The organism is Psychrobacter frigidicola, assembly GCF_007997305.1.
In the GTDB taxonomy this organism is placed as follows: domain Bacteria; phylum Pseudomonadota; class Gammaproteobacteria; order Pseudomonadales; family Moraxellaceae; genus Psychrobacter; species Psychrobacter frigidicola.
The window spans coordinates 501,966-525,005 of sequence record NZ_VORZ01000001.1; the positions used below are offsets into that span (position 1 = coordinate 501,966).

21 protein-coding genes are annotated in these 23,040 nt (G+C 43.4%); 17 read left to right on the forward strand and 4 right to left on the reverse strand.

The annotated features are described in order from the left end of the window. Positions 1–73: 73 nt before the first annotated feature. The 6 genes from cysT to bfr (ES754_RS02040) all read left to right on the forward strand — a co-directional run bounded on the left by cysT (position 74) and on the right by bfr (ES754_RS02040) (position 4,766). Positions 74–955, forward strand: a complete 882-nt coding sequence (gene cysT, locus ES754_RS02015; protein ID WP_201538789.1) for a sulfate ABC transporter permease subunit CysT — start codon at positions 74–76, stop codon at positions 953–955. 1 nt (position 956) lies between these two features. Next, positions 957–1,904: a sulfate ABC transporter permease subunit CysW gene (cysW, locus tag ES754_RS02020; protein WP_147221594.1), complete on the forward strand. Its 948-nt coding sequence runs from the start codon at positions 957–959 to the stop codon at positions 1,902–1,904. A 67-nt stretch (positions 1,905–1,971) separates the two neighbouring features. Further along, positions 1,972–2,694 (forward strand): sulfate/molybdate ABC transporter ATP-binding protein, encoded by a 723-nt coding sequence (locus tag ES754_RS02025; protein WP_147221596.1) that lies wholly within the window; start codon positions 1,972–1,974, stop codon positions 2,692–2,694. A 474-nt stretch (positions 2,695–3,168) separates the two neighbouring features. Then, entirely contained in the window at positions 3,169–3,360 is a 192-nt protein-coding gene (locus tag ES754_RS02030) for a (2Fe-2S)-binding protein (RefSeq protein ID WP_147221598.1), read from the forward strand. 366 nt (positions 3,361–3,726) lie between these two features. Next, the gene (bfr, locus tag ES754_RS02035) at positions 3,727–4,215 is read left to right on the forward strand and encodes a bacterioferritin (protein WP_147221599.1); all 489 of its coding nucleotides are present in this window, start codon (positions 3,727–3,729) and stop codon (positions 4,213–4,215) included. Positions 4,216–4,283: 68 nt separating this feature from the next. Continuing rightward, positions 4,284–4,766, forward strand: a complete 483-nt coding sequence (gene bfr / locus ES754_RS02040) for a bacterioferritin (protein WP_147221601.1) — start codon at positions 4,284–4,286, stop codon at positions 4,764–4,766. 142 nt (positions 4,767–4,908) lie between these two features. Here bfr (ES754_RS02040) and ES754_RS02045 read toward each other — a convergent pair whose 3' ends face one another. Then, the gene (locus tag ES754_RS02045; RefSeq protein WP_147221602.1) at positions 4,909–6,285 is read right to left on the reverse strand and encodes a DHA2 family efflux MFS transporter permease subunit; all 1,377 of its coding nucleotides are present in this window, start codon (positions 6,283–6,285) and stop codon (positions 4,909–4,911) included. A gap of 302 nt (positions 6,286–6,587) precedes the next feature. Between ES754_RS02045 and yghU the strand changes: the two genes are divergently transcribed. From yghU to ES754_RS12065, 5 genes are all read left to right on the forward strand, one after another. Next, the gene (gene yghU / locus ES754_RS02050; RefSeq protein WP_147221604.1) at positions 6,588–7,454 is read left to right on the forward strand and encodes a glutathione-dependent disulfide-bond oxidoreductase; all 867 of its coding nucleotides are present in this window, start codon (positions 6,588–6,590) and stop codon (positions 7,452–7,454) included. 321 nt (positions 7,455–7,775) lie between these two features. After that, a complete protein-coding gene (locus ES754_RS02055; protein WP_147221606.1) occupies positions 7,776–8,858 on the forward strand; it encodes a DUF1176 domain-containing protein in 1,083 nt (360 codons plus the stop codon). Positions 8,859–9,322: 464 nt separating this feature from the next. Then, positions 9,323–10,972 (forward strand): DEAD/DEAH box helicase CsdA, encoded by a 1,650-nt coding sequence (gene csdA / locus ES754_RS02060; RefSeq protein ID WP_147221608.1) that lies wholly within the window; start codon positions 9,323–9,325, stop codon positions 10,970–10,972. Positions 10,973–11,245: 273 nt separating this feature from the next. Continuing rightward, on the forward strand, positions 11,246–12,490 hold the full coding sequence (locus ES754_RS02065) for a DUF819 family protein (protein ID WP_147221610.1): 1,245 nt from the start codon (positions 11,246–11,248) through the stop codon (positions 12,488–12,490). A gap of 76 nt (positions 12,491–12,566) precedes the next feature. Next, positions 12,567–12,695 (forward strand): hypothetical protein, encoded by a 129-nt coding sequence (locus ES754_RS12065; RefSeq protein WP_170231081.1) that lies wholly within the window; start codon positions 12,567–12,569, stop codon positions 12,693–12,695. 146 nt (positions 12,696–12,841) lie between these two features. Here the strand turns inward: ES754_RS12065 and ES754_RS02070 are convergent, their stop codons facing one another. After that, positions 12,842–13,504, reverse strand: a complete 663-nt coding sequence (locus tag ES754_RS02070; RefSeq protein WP_147221612.1) for a hypothetical protein — start codon at positions 13,502–13,504, stop codon at positions 12,842–12,844. Positions 13,505–13,726: 222 nt separating this feature from the next. Here ES754_RS02070 and ES754_RS02075 point away from each other — a divergent pair, with 222 nt between their 5' ends. Continuing rightward, positions 13,727–14,203, forward strand: a complete 477-nt coding sequence (locus tag ES754_RS02075; RefSeq protein WP_147221614.1) for a hypothetical protein — start codon at positions 13,727–13,729, stop codon at positions 14,201–14,203. A 603-nt stretch (positions 14,204–14,806) separates the two neighbouring features. On the opposite strand, the gene ES754_RS02080 is transcribed toward ES754_RS02075, so the two are convergent. Further along, positions 14,807–15,559, reverse strand: coding sequence for an IS5 family transposase (locus ES754_RS02080; RefSeq protein ID WP_147221615.1), 753 nt, complete (start codon positions 15,557–15,559; stop codon positions 14,807–14,809). Between the two features lie 370 nt (positions 15,560–15,929). Between ES754_RS02080 and ES754_RS02085 the strand changes: the two genes are divergently transcribed. The 4 genes from ES754_RS02085 to ES754_RS02100 are packed head-to-tail and all read left to right on the forward strand — an operon-like array spanning position 15,930 to position 20,677. After that, the gene (locus ES754_RS02085) at positions 15,930–16,433 is read left to right on the forward strand and encodes a spore coat protein U domain-containing protein (RefSeq protein ID WP_147221617.1); all 504 of its coding nucleotides are present in this window, start codon (positions 15,930–15,932) and stop codon (positions 16,431–16,433) included. 5 nt (positions 16,434–16,438) lie between these two features. Further along, positions 16,439–17,200 carry a fimbrial biogenesis chaperone gene (locus tag ES754_RS02090; protein ID WP_147221619.1) on the forward strand — a complete coding sequence of 254 codons (762 nt, stop codon included), beginning with the start codon at positions 16,439–16,441 and terminating at the stop codon, positions 17,198–17,200. After that, positions 17,151–19,634 (forward strand): fimbria/pilus outer membrane usher protein, encoded by a 2,484-nt coding sequence (locus ES754_RS02095; protein ID WP_147221621.1) that lies wholly within the window; start codon positions 17,151–17,153, stop codon positions 19,632–19,634. Before ES754_RS02090 ends, ES754_RS02095 begins: the two co-directional genes overlap by 50 nt. Beyond that, positions 19,631–20,677, forward strand: coding sequence for a Csu type fimbrial protein (locus ES754_RS02100; protein ID WP_147221624.1), 1,047 nt, complete (start codon positions 19,631–19,633; stop codon positions 20,675–20,677). The genes ES754_RS02095 and ES754_RS02100 overlap by 4 nt, the downstream gene beginning before the upstream one ends. Positions 20,678–20,796: 119 nt before the next feature. On the opposite strand, the gene ES754_RS02105 is transcribed toward ES754_RS02100, so the two are convergent. Further along, positions 20,797–21,711 (reverse strand): hypothetical protein, encoded by a 915-nt coding sequence (locus ES754_RS02105; protein ID WP_147221626.1) that lies wholly within the window; start codon positions 21,709–21,711, stop codon positions 20,797–20,799. A 234-nt stretch (positions 21,712–21,945) separates the two neighbouring features. Between ES754_RS02105 and ES754_RS02110 the strand changes: the two genes are divergently transcribed. Beyond that, on the forward strand, positions 21,946–22,941 hold the full coding sequence (locus tag ES754_RS02110) for a LysR family transcriptional regulator (protein WP_147221628.1): 996 nt from the start codon (positions 21,946–21,948) through the stop codon (positions 22,939–22,941). Positions 22,942–23,040: the final 99 nt, after the last annotated feature.

Genomic DNA, 23,040 nt, shown 5'->3' on the forward strand with positions numbered 1-23,040 from the left:
AAAAAACAATCACACCTTTAATATGACATGGGCTTGATGACAAGTGCCATCAGATAGGCAATAGGACATCACTATGAGTGCAACTAATTCTCATGCCAGTACACCTAACAAAAAGGGCTGGATGACCCGCATGCGCCAGCGCAATGTGCTGCCAGGCTTTGGTCTGAGCATGGGCATCACTGTCTTTAGCCTATCGTTATTGGTGGTATTGCCGTTTGCGATGATGGCGTATACCACAACGCAGATGGGTTGGACGGGCTTTTGGGAAACCATTAATCAGCCACAGGTTGCCGCTGCTATTAAGCTGAGCTTGTGGATGTCGTTTTTAGCGATGTTAACCAACATGGTATTTGGTACTTTGGTGGCCTGGGTATTGGTGCGTTATGAATTTTGGGGTAAATCCTTAATTAATGCCTTAGTCGATTTGCCCTTTGCGCTGCCAACTGCGGTGACGGGTATCTCCCTTGCTACTTTATATGCACCGAATGGTCTCATCGGGCAGTGGTTTGAAAAAATCGGTATACAAGTTGCTTTTACGCCTATTGGGATTTGGCTGGCGCTGGTCGTGGTCAGTTTTCCATTTATTGTGCGGGCAGTACAGCCCGTATTAGCAGAGCTATCCGTTGAGTTTGAAGAGGCGGCGGCGGTATTGGGTGCCAATCGCTTCACCACGTTTACCAAGGTTATTTTGCCCGAGCTACTGCCGGCATTACTTATGGGCGCCGGTATGATGTTTGCGCGGGCGACAGGCGAGTATGGCTCAGTGATTTTTATCGCGGGTAACATTCCGATGGAGTCTGAGATTTTGCCCATTATTATTATTAGTAAGCTTGAGCAATTTGATATCCAAGGCGCCTCCGCCGTGGCATTGTTTATGCTGCTGATATCCTTTGTGATTTTATTAACCATTAATATCGTACAGTGGAAACTGTCGCGCCGCGTAGGAGCACGCTAAGATGCAAATAGCCAATAGCTATGACTACCAAAGCAACCCTGCGACTAAAGACACGCCGTGGATAAGACGTATTTTTATTACCATTGCCGTCTTGTTTATGATTGTTATGTTGGTTTTTCCACTGCTTGCTGTATTTTATGAAGCCTTTAAAAATGGTTGGCAGCTGTATATTGCCTCCCTCGTCGAGCCTGAAGCGCAGCAAGCCATTAAGCTGACCTTACTGACTGCCGCTATCGTATTGCCGATTAATATGGTGATGGGTATCGCAATTGCTTGGCTTGTGACCCGTTATCATTTCAAAGGGAAGCAGCTGGTCACTACCTTACTTGATTTGCCGTTTTCGGTATCGCCGGTGGTCGCAGGCTTAATGTTTATCTTGTTGTTTGGTCTTAATTCTCCCATTGGCGGCTGGCTTGAGGGGATGGGGTTTCAAGTTATTTTTGCTGTTCCTGGCATCGTGTTGGCCACGTTATTTGTGACTTTCCCCTTTGTTGCTCGTGAGTTGATACCTTTAATGCAAACTCAAGGTGATTCTGAGGAGCAAGCGGCATTGACACTTGGTGCTAGTGGTTGGCAGACCTTTTGGCATGTGACTTTACCTAATATCAAATGGGCATTGCTGTATGGTTTGATTTTGACCAATGCGCGGGCAATGGGAGAGTTTGGGGCGGTAAGTGTGGTCTCTGGGCATATTCGCGGTGAAACCAACACCATGCCACTATTGGTTGAGATTGCTTATAATGACTATAACTTTACGGCCGCTTTTGCGTTATCGAGCTTACTTGCTGCCTTGGCTCTGGTCACACTGCTGGTACAACAAGTAATGACTAAGCTACAAGATCGTAAGTTTGCTAAATCTGAGCGTCTGGTGAGTGCGCCCCAGCTACCGGTTAGCGCCAACGCAACGGTGATGAGTACTGCTGATAATGAGTCTGACAGTACTAAATAAGTGATTAAAGATACTGCTAAAAATAATCGGCCATAATAAGACAAAAGACATTATAAGAGACACCACTATGAGCATCGAGATTAGACACGTTAATAAAAAATTTGGTGATTTTACTGCCCTAAATGATATCAACATCACCGTACCTACTGGTAAGCTGACCACCTTACTTGGCCCCTCAGGTTGTGGCAAAACAACGTTGCTACGTATTATTGCGGGGCTTGAGTATGCAGACTCAGGGCAGGTATTGTTTGATGAGATTGATGTAACTAATACGCCAGTACAAAAACGCCATATCGGCTTTATGTTTCAGCACTATGCGTTGTTCCGTCATAAAAATATCGCCGATAATGTGGCATTTGGGCTGACCTTATTACCAAAAAAAGAACGTCCAAGTAAAGCGGATATTAATAAACGGGTGGCAGAGCTATTAGAGTTGGTGCAATTACCGCAACTGGCCAATGCTTATCCGCATCAATTGTCAGGTGGTCAGCGTCAGCGGATTGCGCTGGCACGTGCCTTAGCAGTAAAGCCTAAGTTATTATTACTCGATGAGCCGTTTGGGGCGCTGGATGCCAAAGTACGTAAAGAGTTACGTACGTGGCTAAAAGAGATCCATCATGAGCTGGGTATCACAAGCATTATGGTCACCCATGACCAAGAAGAAGCCCGCGCCGTATCCGATGAGATTGTGGTCATGAACCATGGCCGTGTCGAACAAGTAGGGACATCAGAAGCCCTGATAAACCGGCCAGCCAACGCTTTTGTCAGCGATTTTTTGGACTTAGTATAGTTTTACTTTAACTGTAAGTTGAATCAATAGAAAAGACCTATACGTACAGGTCTTTTTTTGTGTCCCATATTTTATACCACATAGAAATATGCTATGAGCGAGCCCAGTTTATGGCTATCCATTTGCTTGGTTGGCGTCTGTTACGTGGTCTCTAAAACATTTTACCTCATACAGGTAAGATATTTGCTACTACCACTTTTTATCCTAAAATTGATAGGTATCACATGGGAGGCTGGCTTAGCTAATAAATATTATAAAAAGTTATTGTAAATGGTAATAATTATCGTTATTATAATAACCACTCAGCCAAACGTTGTAAGATATTGATTGCTAAGTAGGTTTATTTAAAGCGTTATTTAACCCAGTCTAATAATTAGCTTCATTTTTAGTGACACAACGATTGAGCTCATTAACCGATAACATTACCTTAGTAGTAAAACTAGTAATAGTAGCCTTAACGGTAGGAGCCAGCACATGTACGTATGTATCTGCAATAACGTGAAAGATAAGCAAATCCAAGCAGCGATTGCCTCTGGTGTTGATACCCTTGATGGTTTAAAAGATACGCTCGACGTTGCTACTTGCTGTGGTTGTTGTGAGCCGATGGTCAATGACTATCTACATGAGTATCATGCCAAGCTTGATGTATTGGCTTTCGCAGTCTAAGACTGACTCTCTACTATATCTGTATGAGAGATTTAGCAAACCTATCACAATAGCCTTACCTTTTACATTAAGTAAGGCGTCCTCTTTTTTCTGAACTTTCCTATCTAAGTTTATTCAAAATCATTCTAGCTAACTATGGTTATCAATTAGCACCTTATTCTTAGTTCCTAACATTACAAGCCATATTTTGCCTATGTGTTACACTATCTGTCTAAAGTTATAAGACACTTTGTGGTGTCTGATTTTTACTAATTGGTCTTACCAACCAGTTTGCCCCTAGTATCATTATTATTAGCATTGTTGTTATTAGCTTTAAGTTAACCGTGATGATAATAGGGTAATCTGAAGAATAGAGGAGTACACGTTATGATAGGCAGCCAAAAAGTTATTGATTATTTAAACTTCTTACTTGGTGGTGAGCTGGCCGCTCGTGACCAGTATTTCATTCATTCTGAGATGTATGCTGAATGGTATTATGGCAGGTTGTATGACCGTATTAGCCATGAAATGCAGGATGAAACCTTGCACGCACAGGACATTATCCGCCGTATTTTGATGCTTGGCGGCAGGCCAAACATGAGTGTCAATGATATTCATATTGGAAGTACTGTCCCTGAGATGTTGCAGCTCGATCTTGATCTTGAATATGAGGTAAGACAGCATCTTAAAGACGGTATTGCCATATGTGAAGAAGAGCACGACTATGTCACTCGCGAGATGCTCGTGGTTCAGCTAAGAGACACTGAAGAAGATCATGCGCATTGGCTTGAGCAGCAGCTGCGTCTTATTGAGATGATCGGTCTACCGAATTACCTACAAAGCCAGATGGCTGAAGTACCGCCCAATCTTGTCTAATTGTCTAAGACAGTAGCGGTATAAAATCAGTCATATGAGCATAAAGGTAATAAACAGGGAGAGAAAGTATGAAAGGTGATAAAGACGTTATTCGTGCGCTAAATAAGGTGCTTGGTCAGTCATTAATTGCGATCAATCAGTATTTTTTGCATGCACGCATCGCACGGTATTGGGGGCTTGAGTTACTTAATGACTCACTATACCATCAGTCTATTGCAGAGATGAAGTGGTCTGACGATCTCATTGAGCGCATTTTATTGTTAGAAGGTCTACCAAACTTACAGGATTTGGGTAAAGTTCTGGTTGGTGAAGATGTACCCGAGATTATTGACAGTAACCTGCGCTTAGAGAAGCAAAAGTTCGCTATCATTACAGAGGCCATCACCTTATGTGAAGAGCGTCATGATTACGTATCGCGCCAGCTGTTGGTAACACTCAAAGATGGTAACGAAGAGTATGAAGACTGGTTAGAGACTCAAGAAGACCTTATTAAAGAAGTTGGAATACAGAATTATATCCAGTCACAGATGGGTGATGATAAAGCGCCTTAATGCTTAAACAACCTATAGCGGTAGTTTAAGTTAAACTTGCCAGCATGCTCTCTTTTCTATTATAAAGGAGAGCATGCTGGCTTTTTTGGGTCTAAATTTTGGCTGAGCTTGCCGTTTGGGTTCCCAGTTCAGTATCGTATATTTAATACAATCCGCGACCATCTTCTGGCTGTAAGCGCAAGAAATATAACCCTGAAAGAATCGTCATTCCGCCCAGTATCCAGTAGGTAATATGAAAGGCCGTTAACGTATCTATTTGCAAACGCTCGCGCAATAAATTAAGTAATGCAGCACCAAAAGCAATACCAAAGGTAATCGCTAATTGCTGATTGACCGCCATCAGACTGTTGCCGCTACTGGTTTCTGTCCCTTGTAAATCGCCAATCGTAATGGTGTTCATAGCGCTAAACTGCATCGAATTACAAGCGCCCATCAAGGTTAAAATAGGGATAAACCACGGCCAATGTGTCGGATCATTGAACTGCGCTAGAACGATAATTAAGACTCCTAATAAAAAGGTGTTATAGACCAGAACGGTACGATAGCTATAGCGCTGAATCAGCTTGCTGACAAAAGGCTTAACACTTATTGCACCGACTGCAATAGGGGCTAGCAGCCAACCTGCCTGCGAGGGTGAGTATTTAAAGACCACTTGTAATAACAGCGGCAGTAAAAATGGTACGGCACTGATACCTAAGCGGGTAAAGAAGTTACCTGTAATCCCAATACGAAAGGTACGAATGCTAAATAGGCTCAAGGGAAATATGGCCGCTGGTCGACGTTTAGCATGCCAAATATAAGCCCCTATTAAGACAGTCGCTACTAGCGCAAGCACCAAACCATATACTCCACGTCCAGTTTGTGAGCCAAACTCAACTGCTAGCGTAAAGCCGCAAGCAGCAATAGCAAATAAGAAGAAACCCCGCCAATCTAAGCGTTTGGTATCTTCAAATAATGCGGGAACTAGTTTCTTACCCAGCATAAAGCCGACTACTCCCATCGGAATGTTAATTAAAAATATCCAGTGCCAGCTGGCGTACTGTACGATATAGCCGCCAAGTAACGGCCCTACTAAAGGGGCGATCAATGCTGGAATTACCGCAAAATTCATGACAGTTAGTAGCTGATTGCGCGGATAGGACTTGACCAAAATCAAGCGCGCAACGGGCGTCATCATCGCGCCACCAATACCTTGCACAATACGCGAGCCAATCAAAAAATCTAAATTAGTTGAGGCGGCACATAAGATGGAGCCAATACAAAAAATGATAATCGCCGTTAAGAATACGCGCCGCGTGCCATATTTATCTGCCAAAAAGCCGCTAATCGGAATAAAGATAGCCAAAGTCAACGCATAGCTGATAACTGCCCACTGCATTTTTAGCGGTGACTCTCCCAATGCTTGTGCCATTTGCGGTAATGCCGTATTTAAAATGGTGGCATCCAAAATCTGCATAAACAGCGCCACTGCCAACACATAGGGTAGATATTTGCTTTGTACTGCTGTTAGCGTCACCATACGACTGTCACCAAAATTTTAATCTATTTATCATAGCGTCTTTAATTATGAAGCACGCCTTACCATGCCCGTAGTATAAGAATAACTTTCAGGTAATAAAAGATAAGCAAGGTAACGATGCAAACGTATGGTTTGAAAGCAACGATTTAAACAACAGCTACATTAATTACAGGAGAGGCCTGTATAGGCAGGCAAGCCCTCGTTATAGTAGGAAACGTCTGTGTTTACTATAACCATTTAATATAAGTGTTTCACTTATATTCCTACTCAAAATAAAGTTCATTAATAATTAAGGATATTCCATGAGTAATACTAATAAAAATAATACCACTAACGTGCAGGACGCTGACTACACCCCTCCTAAAGTGTGGACAAACGATAAAGAAAATGGTGGCAAGTTTGCTAGCACTAATCGCCCAACGGCTGGTGCGCGTCACAAGCAAACCCTACCGATAGGAGAGGCGCCGCTACAACTGTACTCACTGAATACTCCAAATGGGGTTAAGGTCAATATCCTGTTAGAAGAGCTGGCTGAGATTGGCGTCAAAGGCGCTGAATACGATGCCTACCAAGTAGATATTTCTGCGGGTGACCAATTTGGCTCAGATTTTGTCGCCATTAACCCCAACTCAAAAATTCCAGCGCTCGTTGATTACTCTGCTGTAAAAGATGCCAATAAAAAGGATGGCGAAGCTGTCGAAATTTTTGAGTCTGGGGCTATTTTATTATACTTAGCAGAAAAATTTGGCAAGTTTGTGCCCATGATGCAACAAGGGCAAGCGCGCGCTGAGTGTCTGTCTTGGGTTATGTGGCAAGTGGGTAGTACACCTTTCTTAGGTGGCGGCTTTGGACACTTTTATGCCTATGCTCCTGAGCCAATGGAATATCCGATTAATCGCTATACTATGGAGACCAAGCGTCAGCTCGATGTGCTTGATATACACCTAAAAAATAGTGAATACATGTGTGGTAATAATGAAGCAGACTATAATATCGCGGATATTATTATTTGGGCATGGTATGGCCAGCTGGTATTAGGTAAGTTATACGATGCGGCTGAATTTCTGCAAGTTGACGGCTATAAAAACGTCCAACGCTGGGCACAAAAAATAGCGGAGCGTCCTGCAGTAAAACGTGCGGTAAATTTGTCATTAAAACCAATTGGTTAGTTTGGGTTTAGCAGGTGAGTTAGTATGAACTGTCTGTTACTAATAAAAATTTGAATACCAATAAGGCTGATAAGTAATCACTTATCGGCCTTAACTTTGGTCAGCAATTATGTTTGAGAGGTTATTTTTAAAAGACATTTGCTTGTATATTTACACAGTGATACATTAGTACAACAGTCAGAAACATCGGTAGGTTAAGATACGACGTGAAAACAGATTTTCGCGGTCTATGGTTTTAATAGTTTTACTATTAATCATTTTGTTTTCAACGGATTGTTTTTGGACCCTTACTTTTATAATAATAACTAAGATGACCTGTCTATGGTAAAGAATAAAATGTTGTTTTCGGTATTGGCTGCCATGAGTGCGGGCTTAGTTAGTCCTATGAGCATGGCAGCAGCACCCGCTGAGTTTATCCACCAAGATTGGCAAGTGGTCTGTGACAACACGCGCACGTGCCGGCTGGCAGGCTATCAAGCTGAGAATAATAGTGATTTTCCAGTATCTGTATTATTGATTCGCCGTGCTGGTGTCAATGCTGGCGTGTCTGGAAAGGTCAAACTTGGCGGCGCTAAAGACAGCTCATCTAAAGCCTTATTGCAGTTAGGTAGTCGTCACCGTATCTCATTGTTTATCAATGATAAAGACTTAGGCGAGACCAAAGCATTTTCAACCGTGACCGGCGATGCTGATTTTACGCCTGCTCAAGTTACGGCGCTGCTTGAGGCATTAACCAAGTCTAGCAAGATTGAGCTGGTACTCCGTAATTCACGCTGGCAGTTGTCTGATAAAGGGGCAACTGCAGTGATGCTAAAGGCCGATGAGGCACAAGGGCGCGTAGGAACCACAAGCGCTTTTATTAGTGCCGATAGTGCTAATAAATATAATAGCAGTGTGTTAGCACCTAAACCCACCCCGCAGCTGCGCTTGGTGACCCCAAACCCCAAAGCCCGCTCTAACACTGATAAAAAGTTCAGCATGAAGTCCTCACAATTATCAGCCTTGATGCAAGGCACTATAAAAGAGGTGAGTAACGACTGCCCAAGCTTAGGGGATAGTTCGCCATGGCGTGTCAGTCGTCTAAATAGTACGCAGCTGTTGGTGCAGCACAATTGCTGGTCAGGTGCTTACAATGCTGGCACTGGCGCTTGGGTGATGAAAGATAGCAAACCTTATAACCCTATATTGGTTACCACCAGTGCGACAGACTATGATAACGGCAAAATAAGTTCGGTACAAAAAGGCCGCGGTATCGGTGATTGCTTGAGTAAGACATATTGGATATGGACAGGAACAAGCTTTGCGAAAAGTCATGAAAGTACGACAGGGTTATGCCGTATGGTAGAGGCGGGTGGAGCCTGGCAATTACCCACTTATGTCACAGAAGTTAAAACACTGCGCTAAGAGTGGTTAACATAAAAAAGGTTTTTAAAACAAATTAAAAAATAAATACAGTTGGCATATTTACTGTGCTATACTGCGTCGCCACGTTAGCATAGACTGACGTGAATTATGAGATTGATAACATCGCCTGCGATTTTGGGTCTAGGATGACCATGAGTAATTGTTGCCGATGATTTTGTGTGATTAAATAATCCTATTATTTAATACTCATATCTTATCTACCAGTGCCGTATTTAACGGGCTAGATTGATTGTTGTTAGGTTTACGTGCTTTAGACAAAGTAATGATAATCCGTTTATAACAAACAAAGATGAGACTCTCGGCATTACCACCAAAATACGTCAGACAGCATGCAAGCTTACTATTTATCGATATTTCGATAAACAAGCTGCGTGATGAACGGTTATCAGTGGTATGCATCAAGCTTGTTGAATTTACAGCAGCTTATACTACCAAGGATAATCATGACTGACATCTTATCTGCAATCGCAGCTGAAAACGGCATCATCGAAAACACCGACACCCCAAATACTGCTACTAGTAATGAAGCGGCTACTACTACTACTGACGACGATCAAGTGACCTTTACTGATCTTAACATTGCCAAGCCAATCCTTACCGCGCTTGAACGCAGTGGCTATACCCACCCAACACCTATTCAAGCACAAGCGATTCCTTTTGCTTTAGCGGGTCGCGATCTTTTGTTATCAGCGCAAACCGGTAGTGGTAAAACGGCTGCATTCGTTATTCCATTATTAGACCGTTTAAGCCGTGCGACTAGCTTCGATAAATATACCAAAGCCCTTATCTTAACGCCAACGCGTGAACTTGCTCAGCAAGTACATGACAGCGTGCGTACCTATTCTAAAGACATGCGTGGTTTGTTCTGCGTACCACTGGTTGGCGGCGCACCGTACAATGGTCAGATTACGGCTTTGAAAAAAGGCGTACAAGTTATTGTCGCAACCCCTGGCCGTCTACTTGATCATATTAATGCTGGCCGTGTTGATTTATCACAGCTCGAAGTATTGGTACTTGATGAAGCAGATCGTATGCTAGATATGGGTTTTGCTGATGACATCAGTGATATCTTACGAGCAGCACCGAGTGATCGTCAAACCATCATGTGTTCTGCAACTTGGGATGGTCCTGTTGGCAAAATTGCAGCCAGCTTTACTAAGAATCCTGAGCGCGTTGCTATTAAAGTAGAATCAGCACATATTGACGAAAAAGTGTACTACTGTGATGACTTTGATCATAAAAACAGATTGCTTGACAAAATCGTTTGCCAAAAAGATATGGAACAAGTGATCATTTTTGCAGCAACTAAGCGTAGCACTGAAAAATTAGCAAAATCTCTACAAGAAGAGGGTCATAAAGCCAGCTTCTTACATGGTGATTTGCCACAAAGCAAGCGTAACCGTATCGTTCAAGACCTACGCAATGGTAAATGCAAAATTTTGGTAGCGACTGACGTTGCTGCACGTGGTCTTGATGTACCAGCGCTATCACATGTCATTAACTATGACCTACCGCGCCAAACTGAAGATTACGTGCATCGTATTGGACGTTGTGGTCGTGCCGGCCGTACTGGTGTAGCCATCAGCTTATGTAGCATGGATGATCGTCCACAGTTAAACGCGATTAACCGTTATTTAGATCGTAAAATGGAAGTTTGTGTCATCGAAGGCATGGAACCTAAAAAGACTTATGTTCCAAGCGAAAATAAAGGCAATGGCCGTGGGCGTGGTCGCTCAGGCGGCGGTAACGGTCAAGGCCGTGGTCGCTCAGCTGGTGGTTATCAGGGCAAGCCTAGTAATCAACGTGGTCGTCCATCAGGCGATAGCAGCACTGGCACTGGTCAACGCGCAAGCAATGACAGCGGTTATCAAGGTAAGCCACGTGATTCATCTGGCAAGCCAAGTGAGCGTTCAGGTGGCAAGCCGTATCAAGGCAAGCGCACTGGTGCTCCTAGCCGTGGTGATGGCACAAGCGCACCACGCGGTGATCGCGCAGCAACGGGTCGCGGCCAAGGTCGTCCTACTGGCCGTTCAGGTTCAGGTAATAGCCAAGGCGGCCGCCCAACTGGCGGTAACCGTAACAAAAACTCGTAATAAGCGAATCTTTAGCAGCTAGGCTAATTTTAGCCAGTCCAATCGCTAACAATGAGTTCTAAATAAAGAAAAGCCAGATACTTGCTATCTGGCTTTTTTGTGCTTGCATGGTTTTTTTGTAAAATCTTCGTTTATTCCCTTTAAATAAATTCCTATGAGAACTCTCTCGTTTATATATGACACTTCAAACAAGCTAAATCGCTGCTTGCGCTAGTTTTGACCTTTGTCTATACTGGCAAATTTTTATTATCTGCTGTAACTTGGAGCCATTTGATGCCCGCTATTTCCCATTTAGCCATTGATAGTTTACCGGTAGCGTTTGGTATTATTATGGCCATTATTGGCTTAGTGTTTTATACCCAAGGACTACCGGGTAAGTTCTGGCGACGCTTTTATGCGGTGCTCCCAGGTATTGTATTGTGCTGTTTTATACCAGCAACGCTCAATAGTCTTGGCGTGTTTGCTGAGGGTGTTGGCTCACAGATATACGGCTTCACAGCTACTTATCTGCTACCAGCAAGCTTGCTATTAATGACTTTGTCGATGGATGTGCCAAAGATACTCGGCTTAGGCTGGAAAGCAATCGCGATGTTTTTAGCAGCAAGTGTCGCTATTATTATCAGCGGACCAATTAGCTTAGGACTGGCTAAATGGGTATCTCCAGAGATGTTCACCGACGATACACTATGGCGTGGATTTTCAGCGGTAGCAGGAAGTTGGATAGGCGGGGCCGCTAACCAAGCGGCTATGAAAGAGCTGTTTGGGGTCAGTGACGACTTGTTTGGGATGATGATATTGGTTGATACTACTAATGCATCATTATGGCTGCTGGCAATTTTAGTCATGGCAAAACACAGTGCTAAGATTGACCGCTGGCTCAAAGCAGATACTAGCAGTATCGATAAAGTCATCGCTGCTGTTGAGAGTTATGAGCGTGACCATGCACGTCCGGCAACTTTAAATGATTTGATGGTGATGTTTGGGCTGTGCTTTGCCATGGTTGGGTTAGCACATTTTGCTGGCGGACAAATTGCTAGATTTTTTGCGCCCTATGATTGGGCAGTGCAATATAGCTTCGCCAGTTCCTTCTTTTGGATGGTGGTAATTATCACCTTACTAGGGGTAGGTTTCTCGTTCACTAAAATTCGACGGCTGGATCATGTTGGCGCGTCTAAAATTGGTACCGTCTTTATCTTTGTATTGATTGCGGCTATTGGTATGCAGATTAATTTAGCAGGTATCGTCTCCCAGTGGAGGCTACTATTAATCGGCTTTGTATGGATGATTATCCACATAATTATTATATTTATCGTCGCTAGAATCATTCGGGCACCATTTTTCTTCTTAGCTGTCGGCTCCAATGCCAATACGGGCGGTGCATCGTCAGCACCGATTGTTGCCACCGCTTTTCACCCATCGCTCGCGCCAGTTGGGGTGTTTTTAGGTATCTTAGGTTATGCAATGGGTACAGTAGGGGGTTATATCAGTACTCAATTGATGCGATTGGTAGTGACATAAGTATAGTTTAAAACTTAAGTCTCATAATAAAAGCTCAGCCACAAAAGCTTTATAATGAGGGTTATGGAAGTTCTATATCGGTGGTTACCAGCCTGCGCAAAAGTGGCTAAAAGACCGCCGTGAGCGCATGCTAGATCACAATGGCATTAAACACTACATGAATATTATTGCTGCGCTAAGCCTGACGCACACGATTATGCAGTAGATTGACGCGATAGTTATACTCTAAATCTTCGATAGTTAACCCTTACTTTACAATCAATAATATGGAGTAATAATAACAGGCAAGGGCAGTGCATTATACAAACGATGCACTGCCCATCTTTGATGTTTTACGAGACAGTTACAGCCTTAAACCGTCCACTGGTCATTAATAATAGCAATGAGATAACGTTTTCCCTGATAGTCATCGAATACCATTCGCACGCCACGCCAGTCCACACCGTCGTACTTGTCACTACCTTTATAATAAAAATCAACCACGTCTGACTTAGGGTAGGCCTCATTAACGTTATTAATCATATTTCCGCGAGCTTCAAAGGTATTGACCGTGATACGTGCGTTATTATAATTTTTACTATCGATCCAAGTGTCTAAATACTCCGGTAGTGGCACGACAAATGTTTCGCCAACACCATCTAGCTCGCCCCACGTAAAACGTACTTTTGATTCTTTAAGATATTGAGCGAACTGTGCACGACTAAATAATTTATCTTTGTCTAGATGTACATACGCATACATCGAAAAGCGGACACCACGGGTCGGATGAATGTCATTAATGATGCTAGCATAGTCTTTATTGGCCAGTGCACTCTGAATATGTAACGCTTGCTGGGTAAGAGATTGCTGAAAGGCTTGTGGGTTGGTTTGATTGGGTGAGTTGCTGCTTTGGGCGTTATGTTGAGTATTTGGTACAACAGGAATAGTAGCGACTGGAGATTGACAACCTGTTGCCGTAAGTAGGAGTGCTAAACAGCTACCAGTAGCTAATTTGTAATAAAATGGCATTTTCATAATATTATCCTTAACGCAGCAATATCAGAATCAATATAGATTGAATGATACTAAATAATATAGTAAGAATAAGTTAGCAAAATTAATGACAAATCTGTGTTAATTGTTGTTTTAGCCGTTGAACCTAACGAATACAATGAAGCAGAAAATTGTTGTCATAGATATGGTGTAATAAGGAATGCCAATCACGAAATCATCGCTTTAGAGCTTATAGAGAACGCAATGCAAAAATTAAAATTATCTACGCTGGTCCTATTAGTAGGAATCGCGACTGCGACTACTGCCATTGCTAATCCAGCAGAGGACATGCAGACACAGGCTGCTATGACAGTGGCTACTATTGAAAAAATGTATCAGCAAGATGCGAGCAATCAAGGACAGGATTATCCGGTGACGCTGGAGCAATACGGCAATCAAGAGCTACAGGCAGCAATGCAACTGGAACGAGAGTATTTTGATAGAGAGCAGATGTCCTGTCATATTGGTTACGATGTATTATGGGATGCTCAAGATCCTGACTATGGGCAAGACAAGCGAATCTCAATGACGAAGCAAGGCTTGGTTAAGGTCAGCTTAGCGCAAGGCAGTGATATTTATTATAAGTTATCGTGCGATGATTCTGAGTGTAGCGTGGCAGATGTTATTGTGGATGACGATGGCACTTCTTTACGAGAGTATTTGATTGAAGCTTGTCGTTAGCTAAAGTTTGTTTGCAGCATATTGGGACCAAAGGAATGTATTGATATTAACTCATAGTGATTTCTATAGCCGTTAGTATGTTTTCGCATAATGTATATTATGTTAAATAGAATGTATTATATTCTATTATGAGTAACTATCCCCAAGCCGTAGCCGAATCTCGTATACCTACGCATAAGATTAAAGTTGTAGTAATTGATAATTAAATGCGACTACATACACTACTAATCAGCTAAAAACATTTTGTTAGACACCTATAGTTATAGTTACCCATTAAGGTTATATAACTTTAAGATTATGATCTCAAAAAACTTCTTGATAGCTCTATCTACATTGCTGACTCCTTTGTCGGCATGCTTAGTTAATTGTTATATTGAAATTTTTAACAGTGATTAGTCTTTTTCTATACAGAATGAGTCCTACTAATGCATCCTGCCACACCCCTACTCTATTAAAATTAATAATATATATGATCGTCTCTACTACCGGCACCTAACTATGGTAAATAATCGATATAATTTCTTTAGGCGTCGAGTTTTGATTAGCGAAACAAAATATTGCTATCAATAAAAGTATTGTAAAAATTTAGGGTCTGTTGAACATTCATAATTTAAGCCAGATAAAGGCACAAGCTAGCGCCACCGTATTCTCATAACTTTGCTTAAGCTTATCAAATCTGGTGGCCACTGCTCGGAACCGTTTTAAGTGAGCGAATGCATTCTCAACTAAGTGACGGACTTTGTACAAGTCCCAGTCTATATGGTTGTTATCTGATTTCTTATTCTGCTTTCTAGGGATATTATCACAGCTCCCTGCTTGTTTAATATGCTCTCTTAGCGCATCAGAGTCATAGCCTTTATCAGCACACACTATATCTGTTTCGCTTAAATCTATCTTATCAACTAAGTCTGGTGCTACCTTCACATCGTGAGTGGTGCCATCTGATAAGATAAAGCTAATCGGGTTACCATGAGCATCCACCACTAAGTGAATCTTAGTAGCACGACCCGCTACACTTTTACTGATAGCTTGTGCCTTTTCATTACCACCACTACTGTGCTGATGCGCTTTGATATGAGTCCCATCTATAAACACCCATTCAAGGTCTGCATCTTTGATTAACAAAGCAAACAGTTGAATTAACTTATTGCTGCGAAACCAACGCTGGTAGGCTTTGTAGACCGTATTAGGCTTGCCAAAGTGAGTTGGCAGATCACGCCAAGGACAGCCAACACGCATACGATACAGCACACCTTCAACCGTATTCCTAAGATTTCCTTTGTCATAGATATTACGTTCTAGTAATATGGGTCTTAGTCTTGTCCAATGTTCATCTTTGAGCATAGTGCGAGGCATAGCAAACGAAGTCTTTTTTGTGTGAGAACTTAAAGATTAATAGTTTGCTATTTTTTTGCCACTAATTTGTCGCCAATGTTCAACACGCCCTAATATAATAAATTAAGATTTTAAAAGGAATATAGAATAGTAATCAATCACTTAGCGTGCAATGGCCTACATGATATGTTACAATAAGTTAAGAAACATTAAAGATGGCTTACAGTTTGTAAGTGCAATAATGAGGTGGTCTCAGGTAAGTACCTTATACCAGTGGATTACCAAAATACGTGATTTTTGTTATTTAGCAAGGTAGAGGTCAATGATCAATTTGATATTGTCCTTTATGACACCGAAACACTAAGAAATTTATACTCACTGGAGAATTACCATGACATTTAATAAAAACCTACTGACTGCTACATTGCTTACCTTTGGTGGATTCGCCGCTATGTCTGGTGCGAATGCTGCAGTTGAAGATACTTTTGGTATCACACTAGCAGTTGAAACTGCATGTAATATCGCTACAGGCGCTACTGCTGATATTGATCTCGGTACGGTTAACGATGGTAGTATAAAAACTGCAACTACTTCTATTGAGGTATTATGCAGTTTAGGGACTCCTTACCAGCTTGCACTGACACCAAGCAGTGACAGCGACGTTGGTATTGGCGCTTTGCAAGTGGCAGGCGCAGGGACAAGTATTGATTATCAGCTAACCCAAACAGTTGGCAGTGCGGTTTGGGGCAATATCGTCGGTACAAATACATTAGACGAAATTGGTGATGGCGTACTTGCTGGCGAATCTCATAGTGTAACAGCTACAACCACTAGTGCTACCGACGTTGCCCCTGGTGCCTATACTGACACTGTTACTGTTAATTTAACTTTCTAGTACTCATGTTAAATATTTGGTTACGCCGTGTTGCTAGACCTGCGCTTGTCTCAGCCTTGCTACTGTCATCTAGTTTGGCAGTAGCAAGCGGGCTGCAGGTCTCTCCCACCTCATTGAGCCTGCAGGCTCGAGAGAGTGCTAGTGGTCTGACTCTTAGTAATTCTGGTAACGATATGATACGCGCGCAGGTGCGGGTGTATCAGTGGTTACAGGACGAAAAAGGCGACCAGATCACTCCCTCACGAGGATTATTGGCCAGCCCGCCAATGATTGAGCTAAAACCGGGTGAAAAACAACTCATCCGAATTATCCGTGCTAAGGCTCCGCCGCAAGGCAGTGGCGCTGTAGAAGACGCTTACCGGGTTTTGGTTAATGAGCTACCTATCAAACCTGCCAATCAAACAACAGGCTTACAATTTGCGTTGAGTTACTCTTTACCGGTTTTTGTGCAGCCCGTTGGGGTCGCTAAGACTAGCCCGCAGCTGCAGTGGAGTACCCATTTGCAACCAGATAGCAAAGAGATAAAACTCCGCGTCAGCAATACTGGTAATGGTCATGCCCAATTGGCTGGGTTGAGCTTTGTAAATACTGCGGGTGATAATACAAATATTAATCCGGGGCTGCTGGGCTATGTGTTACCTGGTGCTACCATGAACTGGACGCTGAAAATATCGCCTTCTGCATTAACGACCGGTGGTAAATTCAAGGTTATGCTCAATGGAACTCAGACGACGCCAAACGTCACGATGGACACTGCCACTCGCTAAAGTAGTTCTTCTACAGTGCGTGGCGGTATCCGCCAGCCACGCCGTAGAGCTGAATGACATTGCTCTTACAAATCAGGCTCCTACTCCAGACAGTGACAGTGTCGATAATGAACTGTCTCAGCTTAACCTAGACAGCTACAACCCTGACGACGATGAAGCTGGCCTTGACTTGTATCTGGACGCCACTCTTAATGGCGCCAGTGCAGGCTTGGTACACTTCTACTTCCGTGACGATCAACTCTGGGCAAGTGTTGCTATTCTGCAACAGCTTGGCTTTATAATACCGCCTGATAGCCCTGAACCCATACCGCTCACTAGCCTACCTGATCTCAAGATTGATTATGACGCACGGCGGCAAACCGTGAGCCTTATCGCACCCCTAAGTATACTCAAGCTGGATTCCACGATACTTAATACTCGCACTAATAAGCGCCCGCAACCCACCGCCTCTCCTGGTATGTTATTAAATTACAACCTCTATGGTAACCAAAATCAGAATAGCGCTAAAAATCTAAGCGCTTATACCGAACTGCGCGCGTTTAATGCTCTCGGCGTCATAAGCTCCACCGCTTTAACCACCGCCAATCGCCCTGCTGATAGCGACAGTAATAGCAGTAACTGGAATAGTCGTACCGTACGTCTGGATACCAGCTGGAGCAAATCATTCCCCGATAAGCTAATTACGGTTCGTGCAGGTGACATCCTCACAGGTGCGCTGTCATGGACGCGATCTACGCGTTTAGGCGGGCTACAGATTGGCACCAACTTTGATTTGCAACCCTATAGGTCAACCACTCCACTACCATCATTTTTTGGCTCAGCCACGTTGCCTTCGGCGGTAGAGCTGTATGTGAACGGTCTTAAGCAATATAGCGGCAATGTACCCGCAGGGCCATTTGAGCTTAATACCGCGCCGAGCTTCAGTGGTGCAGGTAATGCCCAGCTGGTGGTGACTGATGCACTAGGTCAGAGCACAACGCTGAATTTTTCTTTATATGACGCCCATCGTTTACTACAGCCGGGGCTTTCTGACTGGTCACTAGAGCTCGGTGCTGTGCGTGAAAATTACGGCAACCATTCCTTTGATTATGGCAGCAATATTGTTGCCAGTGGCACTTGGCGTTATGGGGTGAGCGACCGCTTTACCGCAGAGACCCATGCCGAAGTGACTAATGGTCTTAACAATGCAGGGGTCGGTGGTACGTGGATATTGGGCAGTGCAGGCGGCATTCTGTTCGTATCATTAGCAGGTAGTAAAAGCCAAGATCAAGTCGGTATGCAATACAGTACCAGCTACTCATGGAATAACCGCCGCTTTAATATTCGTGCCAGTGCCTTGGGCAGCAGTAGAGATTACCGTGACGTGGGCACGCAGTACGGCTCTGCTCCCGCTCGCCGAAGTGAGCAGATCTCAACCGGTTATAGTACGCAGTCTTTTGGCCGGTTTGGGGTAAGTTATAATCAAGTGGCGCAGGCACAGCAAGAGACCAGCCAATTTGCCAGTGCCTATTGGTCTAAGTCCTTTGGTCGCAGATTAAGCCTTAGTGCCAACTACAATCACGATATCAATAACTCCGCTAATAACAGCGCCTCTCTTAGCGCATCCTTATCGCTGGATCGTAATATTTCGCTGAGCAGTAGTCTTCAGCACGCCAATGAGCGCAACGTCTTTGCAACTGATGTATCAAAATCTGCACCAAGTGCCGGTGGCTTTGGGTGGCGGGCGCAAGCGCGGCACAGCCTAGGTAACAGCGCGAATAACAAGGACAGCACGGGTGGCCTTGCCGAACTGAATTACCTCGGTCGCTACGGCCAAGCACAGGCAGGTATCAGAGGTAATGATGGTAATTACGCAAGCTATGCCAGTGCCAGAGGGGCACTGGTCAAAATGGGCGGCGGACTTTTTGCCGCGCGTCAAATCAATAGTGGTTTTGCCGTGGTCTCCACAGGTGGCATCGCTAATGTGCCCGTCCTACTGCAAAACACAGCTATTGGTACAACCAATAGCCGTGGCTTATTACTAGTATCACCACTAAATGCCTATCAAGACAACAAAATCGGCATCGACCCCCTGGAGTTGCCCGCTGATCTGCGTATTGATAAGGTGAGCATTGAGGCCACCCCTACTGACCGCGCGGGTATCCTCGTCGCTTTTGGTATCACACCGGTGCGCTCGGCATCTGTTATCCTATTAGACCACGATAATCAACCGCTACCACTTGGCAGTCAGGTACGCCAGCTCACCAATAAAGACGTGCCATCGACCGTTGTTGGTTTTGATGGTGAGGTATATCTGGACACGCTTGATGCGCACAATGTGCTGGAGGTGACCATGCCCTCTGATGAGGTTTGCACAGTTAGCTTTGACTATTCCAAGCAGGGTGATGAGATTCCGCTTATCGGACCGTTTATCTGTCAGGAGACAAAAAAATGATAAAACTATTTGACATGACAGTATTTCATTACGGCTATCGCCTATTATTGCTTCCTATTATTTTCTGCATTGCGCTATGGTTAACGCCCACTAACGCACAGGCAATTCTCAATGTGACTTGTACAGCAAACATGAGTAATGTTAACCTCGGCTCTATTATTCCTGAAAACTCTGAAAGCGCCAATATTACTGGTACCTTGAGCTATAGCTGTGATAATGCAGGTGATACTGCTGGATACATATCTGTTTGCCTCGCAGCCAATGGCGGCGCCGATGATCCCGATGGTATTTCTCCACGTAAGATGATATCTCCATCTGGTAAAGATGAGTTGGAGTTTAATATGAGGTTGTCGTCGTCGAATGGCGAAATTTGGGGAGACCGCGATGAGGGCGGAAATGAATACAGCTCAGAACCAATCTATATTCTCGCCGGTCAAAAAAATGTTACGGGTCAAGAGACTATCTTTATTTCTCTGATATCAGGAAAAAGAAATAGACAGGCTACACAAGGTATCCACACCAACAAGCTCACCGGTAAAAATACAGCATTGACAGTATATACGAGCACTGTACCATTTAAAGATGGTTGCTTGGGAATAGCTCAAGGAAAAACTCGATTCCCCTTTATCGTACAAGCCACTGTCACTGCCGGCTGTTTTATCAGTGCTACCTCTGACATTAACTTAGGCAGTTATTCAGCGGGCGCAACTAATATCGCTGGTAGCAATAATGCGGTCAGTGTCACCTGCCAAAAAGATGTTTCTTATAATATAGGATTATCACCTTCCAACGGTAATAAATATGGTGCAGGCGTGATGACCAGTAAGATTAGTAATCCGGACAGAATTCCCTATCAACTACAATCTGATGCAAGTGGGAAAGTTTGGGGTAACGACGGTACCACTTATGCGACTTTAACTAATGGCGTAACGGGCAAAGGGAACGGAGACGCTCAAGCACACACTGTTTATGTTACCGTACCGAGTGCAGACGTCAGACCTGACAGCTACTCTGATATAGTGACTATCAGCGTGAATTATTGACAGCCTCGCCCTTATTATTGACTTAAACTTTCGTTGAGACTTTAAGTCATCTAGCGACGCACCAGCAATGGTTTAACACCTACACCTACTACAGCTACCAAACTTTAGGAGGTTTATTCTTATAGAGAATCTTGAGTCTCGCGATACAAGGTATTCTGCGCCTCTTCCCTAAAATCTTCGTAGGTAATATTTGAGTCAGTAACTGCTTTGCTATTTGGCGATGTGGTCGATTCCTTGGGCTCTGCTGCGCGCTCGGCTACTACCGTGTTCTGATTACTTATGGGCGTGTTATCTGAGCCGGTAGCTATTTTTGGTTCTTGAGACGGTATTGGTGCGGCCTCTGCTAAAGATTGAGTGGCCGTTTTTTGGCTTGCAGTTTCAGTCGCTGGTTGTGCTGTAGCCACCACTTGCGTGTTTGGTAGTGTCGTCTCAGAATTATTGGCCATTAGGCCATCTGTGAAGACAGATAGTAATCCCGTCTTATTAAGTAAGAAAATAATACTTACGCTCAATAATAATCCGCATACCACGCCAATAGTGAGCATCTTAATACTGCTGACTTGCCGGCCTCTTATAGCTCTAGATTCTTTAGCCTTTGACACATTTTTTGTAAGCTGACTATCAATACTTACGTCGACATCAGTGGTCTCGTCACTATATTCAATAGCTGCATCATGATTCTTGTACTCATCGCTACTATTACGATTATCAATTAAATCAACATTTAAGCTATCTTCTGCACTTAATTGTTCTTCAATAGTGGCATTTTCATCCTGAGGTACTGTTAAGTATTGCTTGTTATTGGCGTCATTTTGCTCGCTAAAGTCAGAAAAAAAACGTAATTCTTCTTCACTTAATGGCTCGTATAATGAGGACTTACTGAAGCCATCATCCCCTCCACCATCAAGTTGCTCTACACGAGTTAAAAAACGCTCATAAATATCACTGGTACGTTTGGGTTTACTGGCTCTTGTATCGTTAGCGGCAAATGTATCAGTCTGATTATCGTCATTATGGTTATCTGAATCATTCATAGTATAGTAAGTTAATTCCGCCATTAATATTTAAGTGACTGCTGACATTACGTTAGCATGCTTTGCTAAAATGTAACAGTGTTCGGCAGGCACAATATAATAGCCTAGCCGACTCCCTTCAAGCACAATTTGTATTTTTACCCAATCATCAATTATATATGAGCAAAAATCATGCCAGTTGTATAGGTAAGATGATAGACCACAATAAAAAACGCGTACCAAGGATAGTGCCCTATGGATTTAAAGCAGCTCAATGCCTTTATTGCTATTGCTGAGTTACAGAGCTTTAGTGCAGCGGCAAAAACAACAGGCTTGTCACAGCCTAGTTTAAGCCGGCAGCTGAAACAGTTGGAGACTGAGATTGGCGTGGTATTGGTTGATAGGTATCACCGTCCGCTACAACTGACTGAGGCGGGTCAGTTTTTTTATGATAAAGTTAGCGCGGTGCTAACAGAGCTTAAAACAGTTATCAGTATGACTCAACGTTTATCAATGCCGAGTACTGCCCTCAATATCGGCTTTGTTCCGTCGGTACTATATGGCTTGTTACCGGAAGTCATTGCCACTTTAAAGCACAATAATTCTAATTCTGGTCGTAGTACTAACTCTAGCACTGACATTGAGGTCAATCTAAAAGATATTAGCTCTTATCAGCAGATTGAAGCCCTTAAAACTGGGGAGATTGATGTGGGCTTTAGTCGTTTTGCGCATCAAGATGCTTGGATACAGCAAATACTCTTACGTCATGAGCGCTATGTTGTGGCATTGCCAAAGGCGCACCCCCTTGCTGATGTTAACGAACAGCGGCTGATTAATTTAGCAAATAGCCGCTTGATTTTGTATCATCAAACGCATCTGCCCGCGTTACAACCAGATACGGTTGGCCAGAACAATACGTTCAGTTTAGCGCAATCGGTTACGGAGCCTTTATTGCATTTATTTGCGCAGCACAACATCACCCCATTAATGACTACTAAAGTCAGTGATTTACAAGTGGCGCTGGGCTTAGTTGCCGCGGGCGAAGGCATTACGCTTGTTCCTGCCAGCCTACAAACGGTACGTACCGAGCAGATTAGTTATCAGCGTCTGATTCATGAAAATGTCACCTCCCCTATTTATCTGCATACTCTTAAAGACTTTATTCATCCAAAAATCCCTGATTTGCTGAATGCTATTTATCAAGTGTATGAACGACGCGGTATTACTTATCGTCGGCAACAGTTTGTTTAATAATTAGGCTGCCCAAGACGTAATTTGACGCTTACTCCTTAGACCAGTGTTTTATTATTGGTGTTATCAAAATTTAATGTTGTATTGTGAATCTTAATT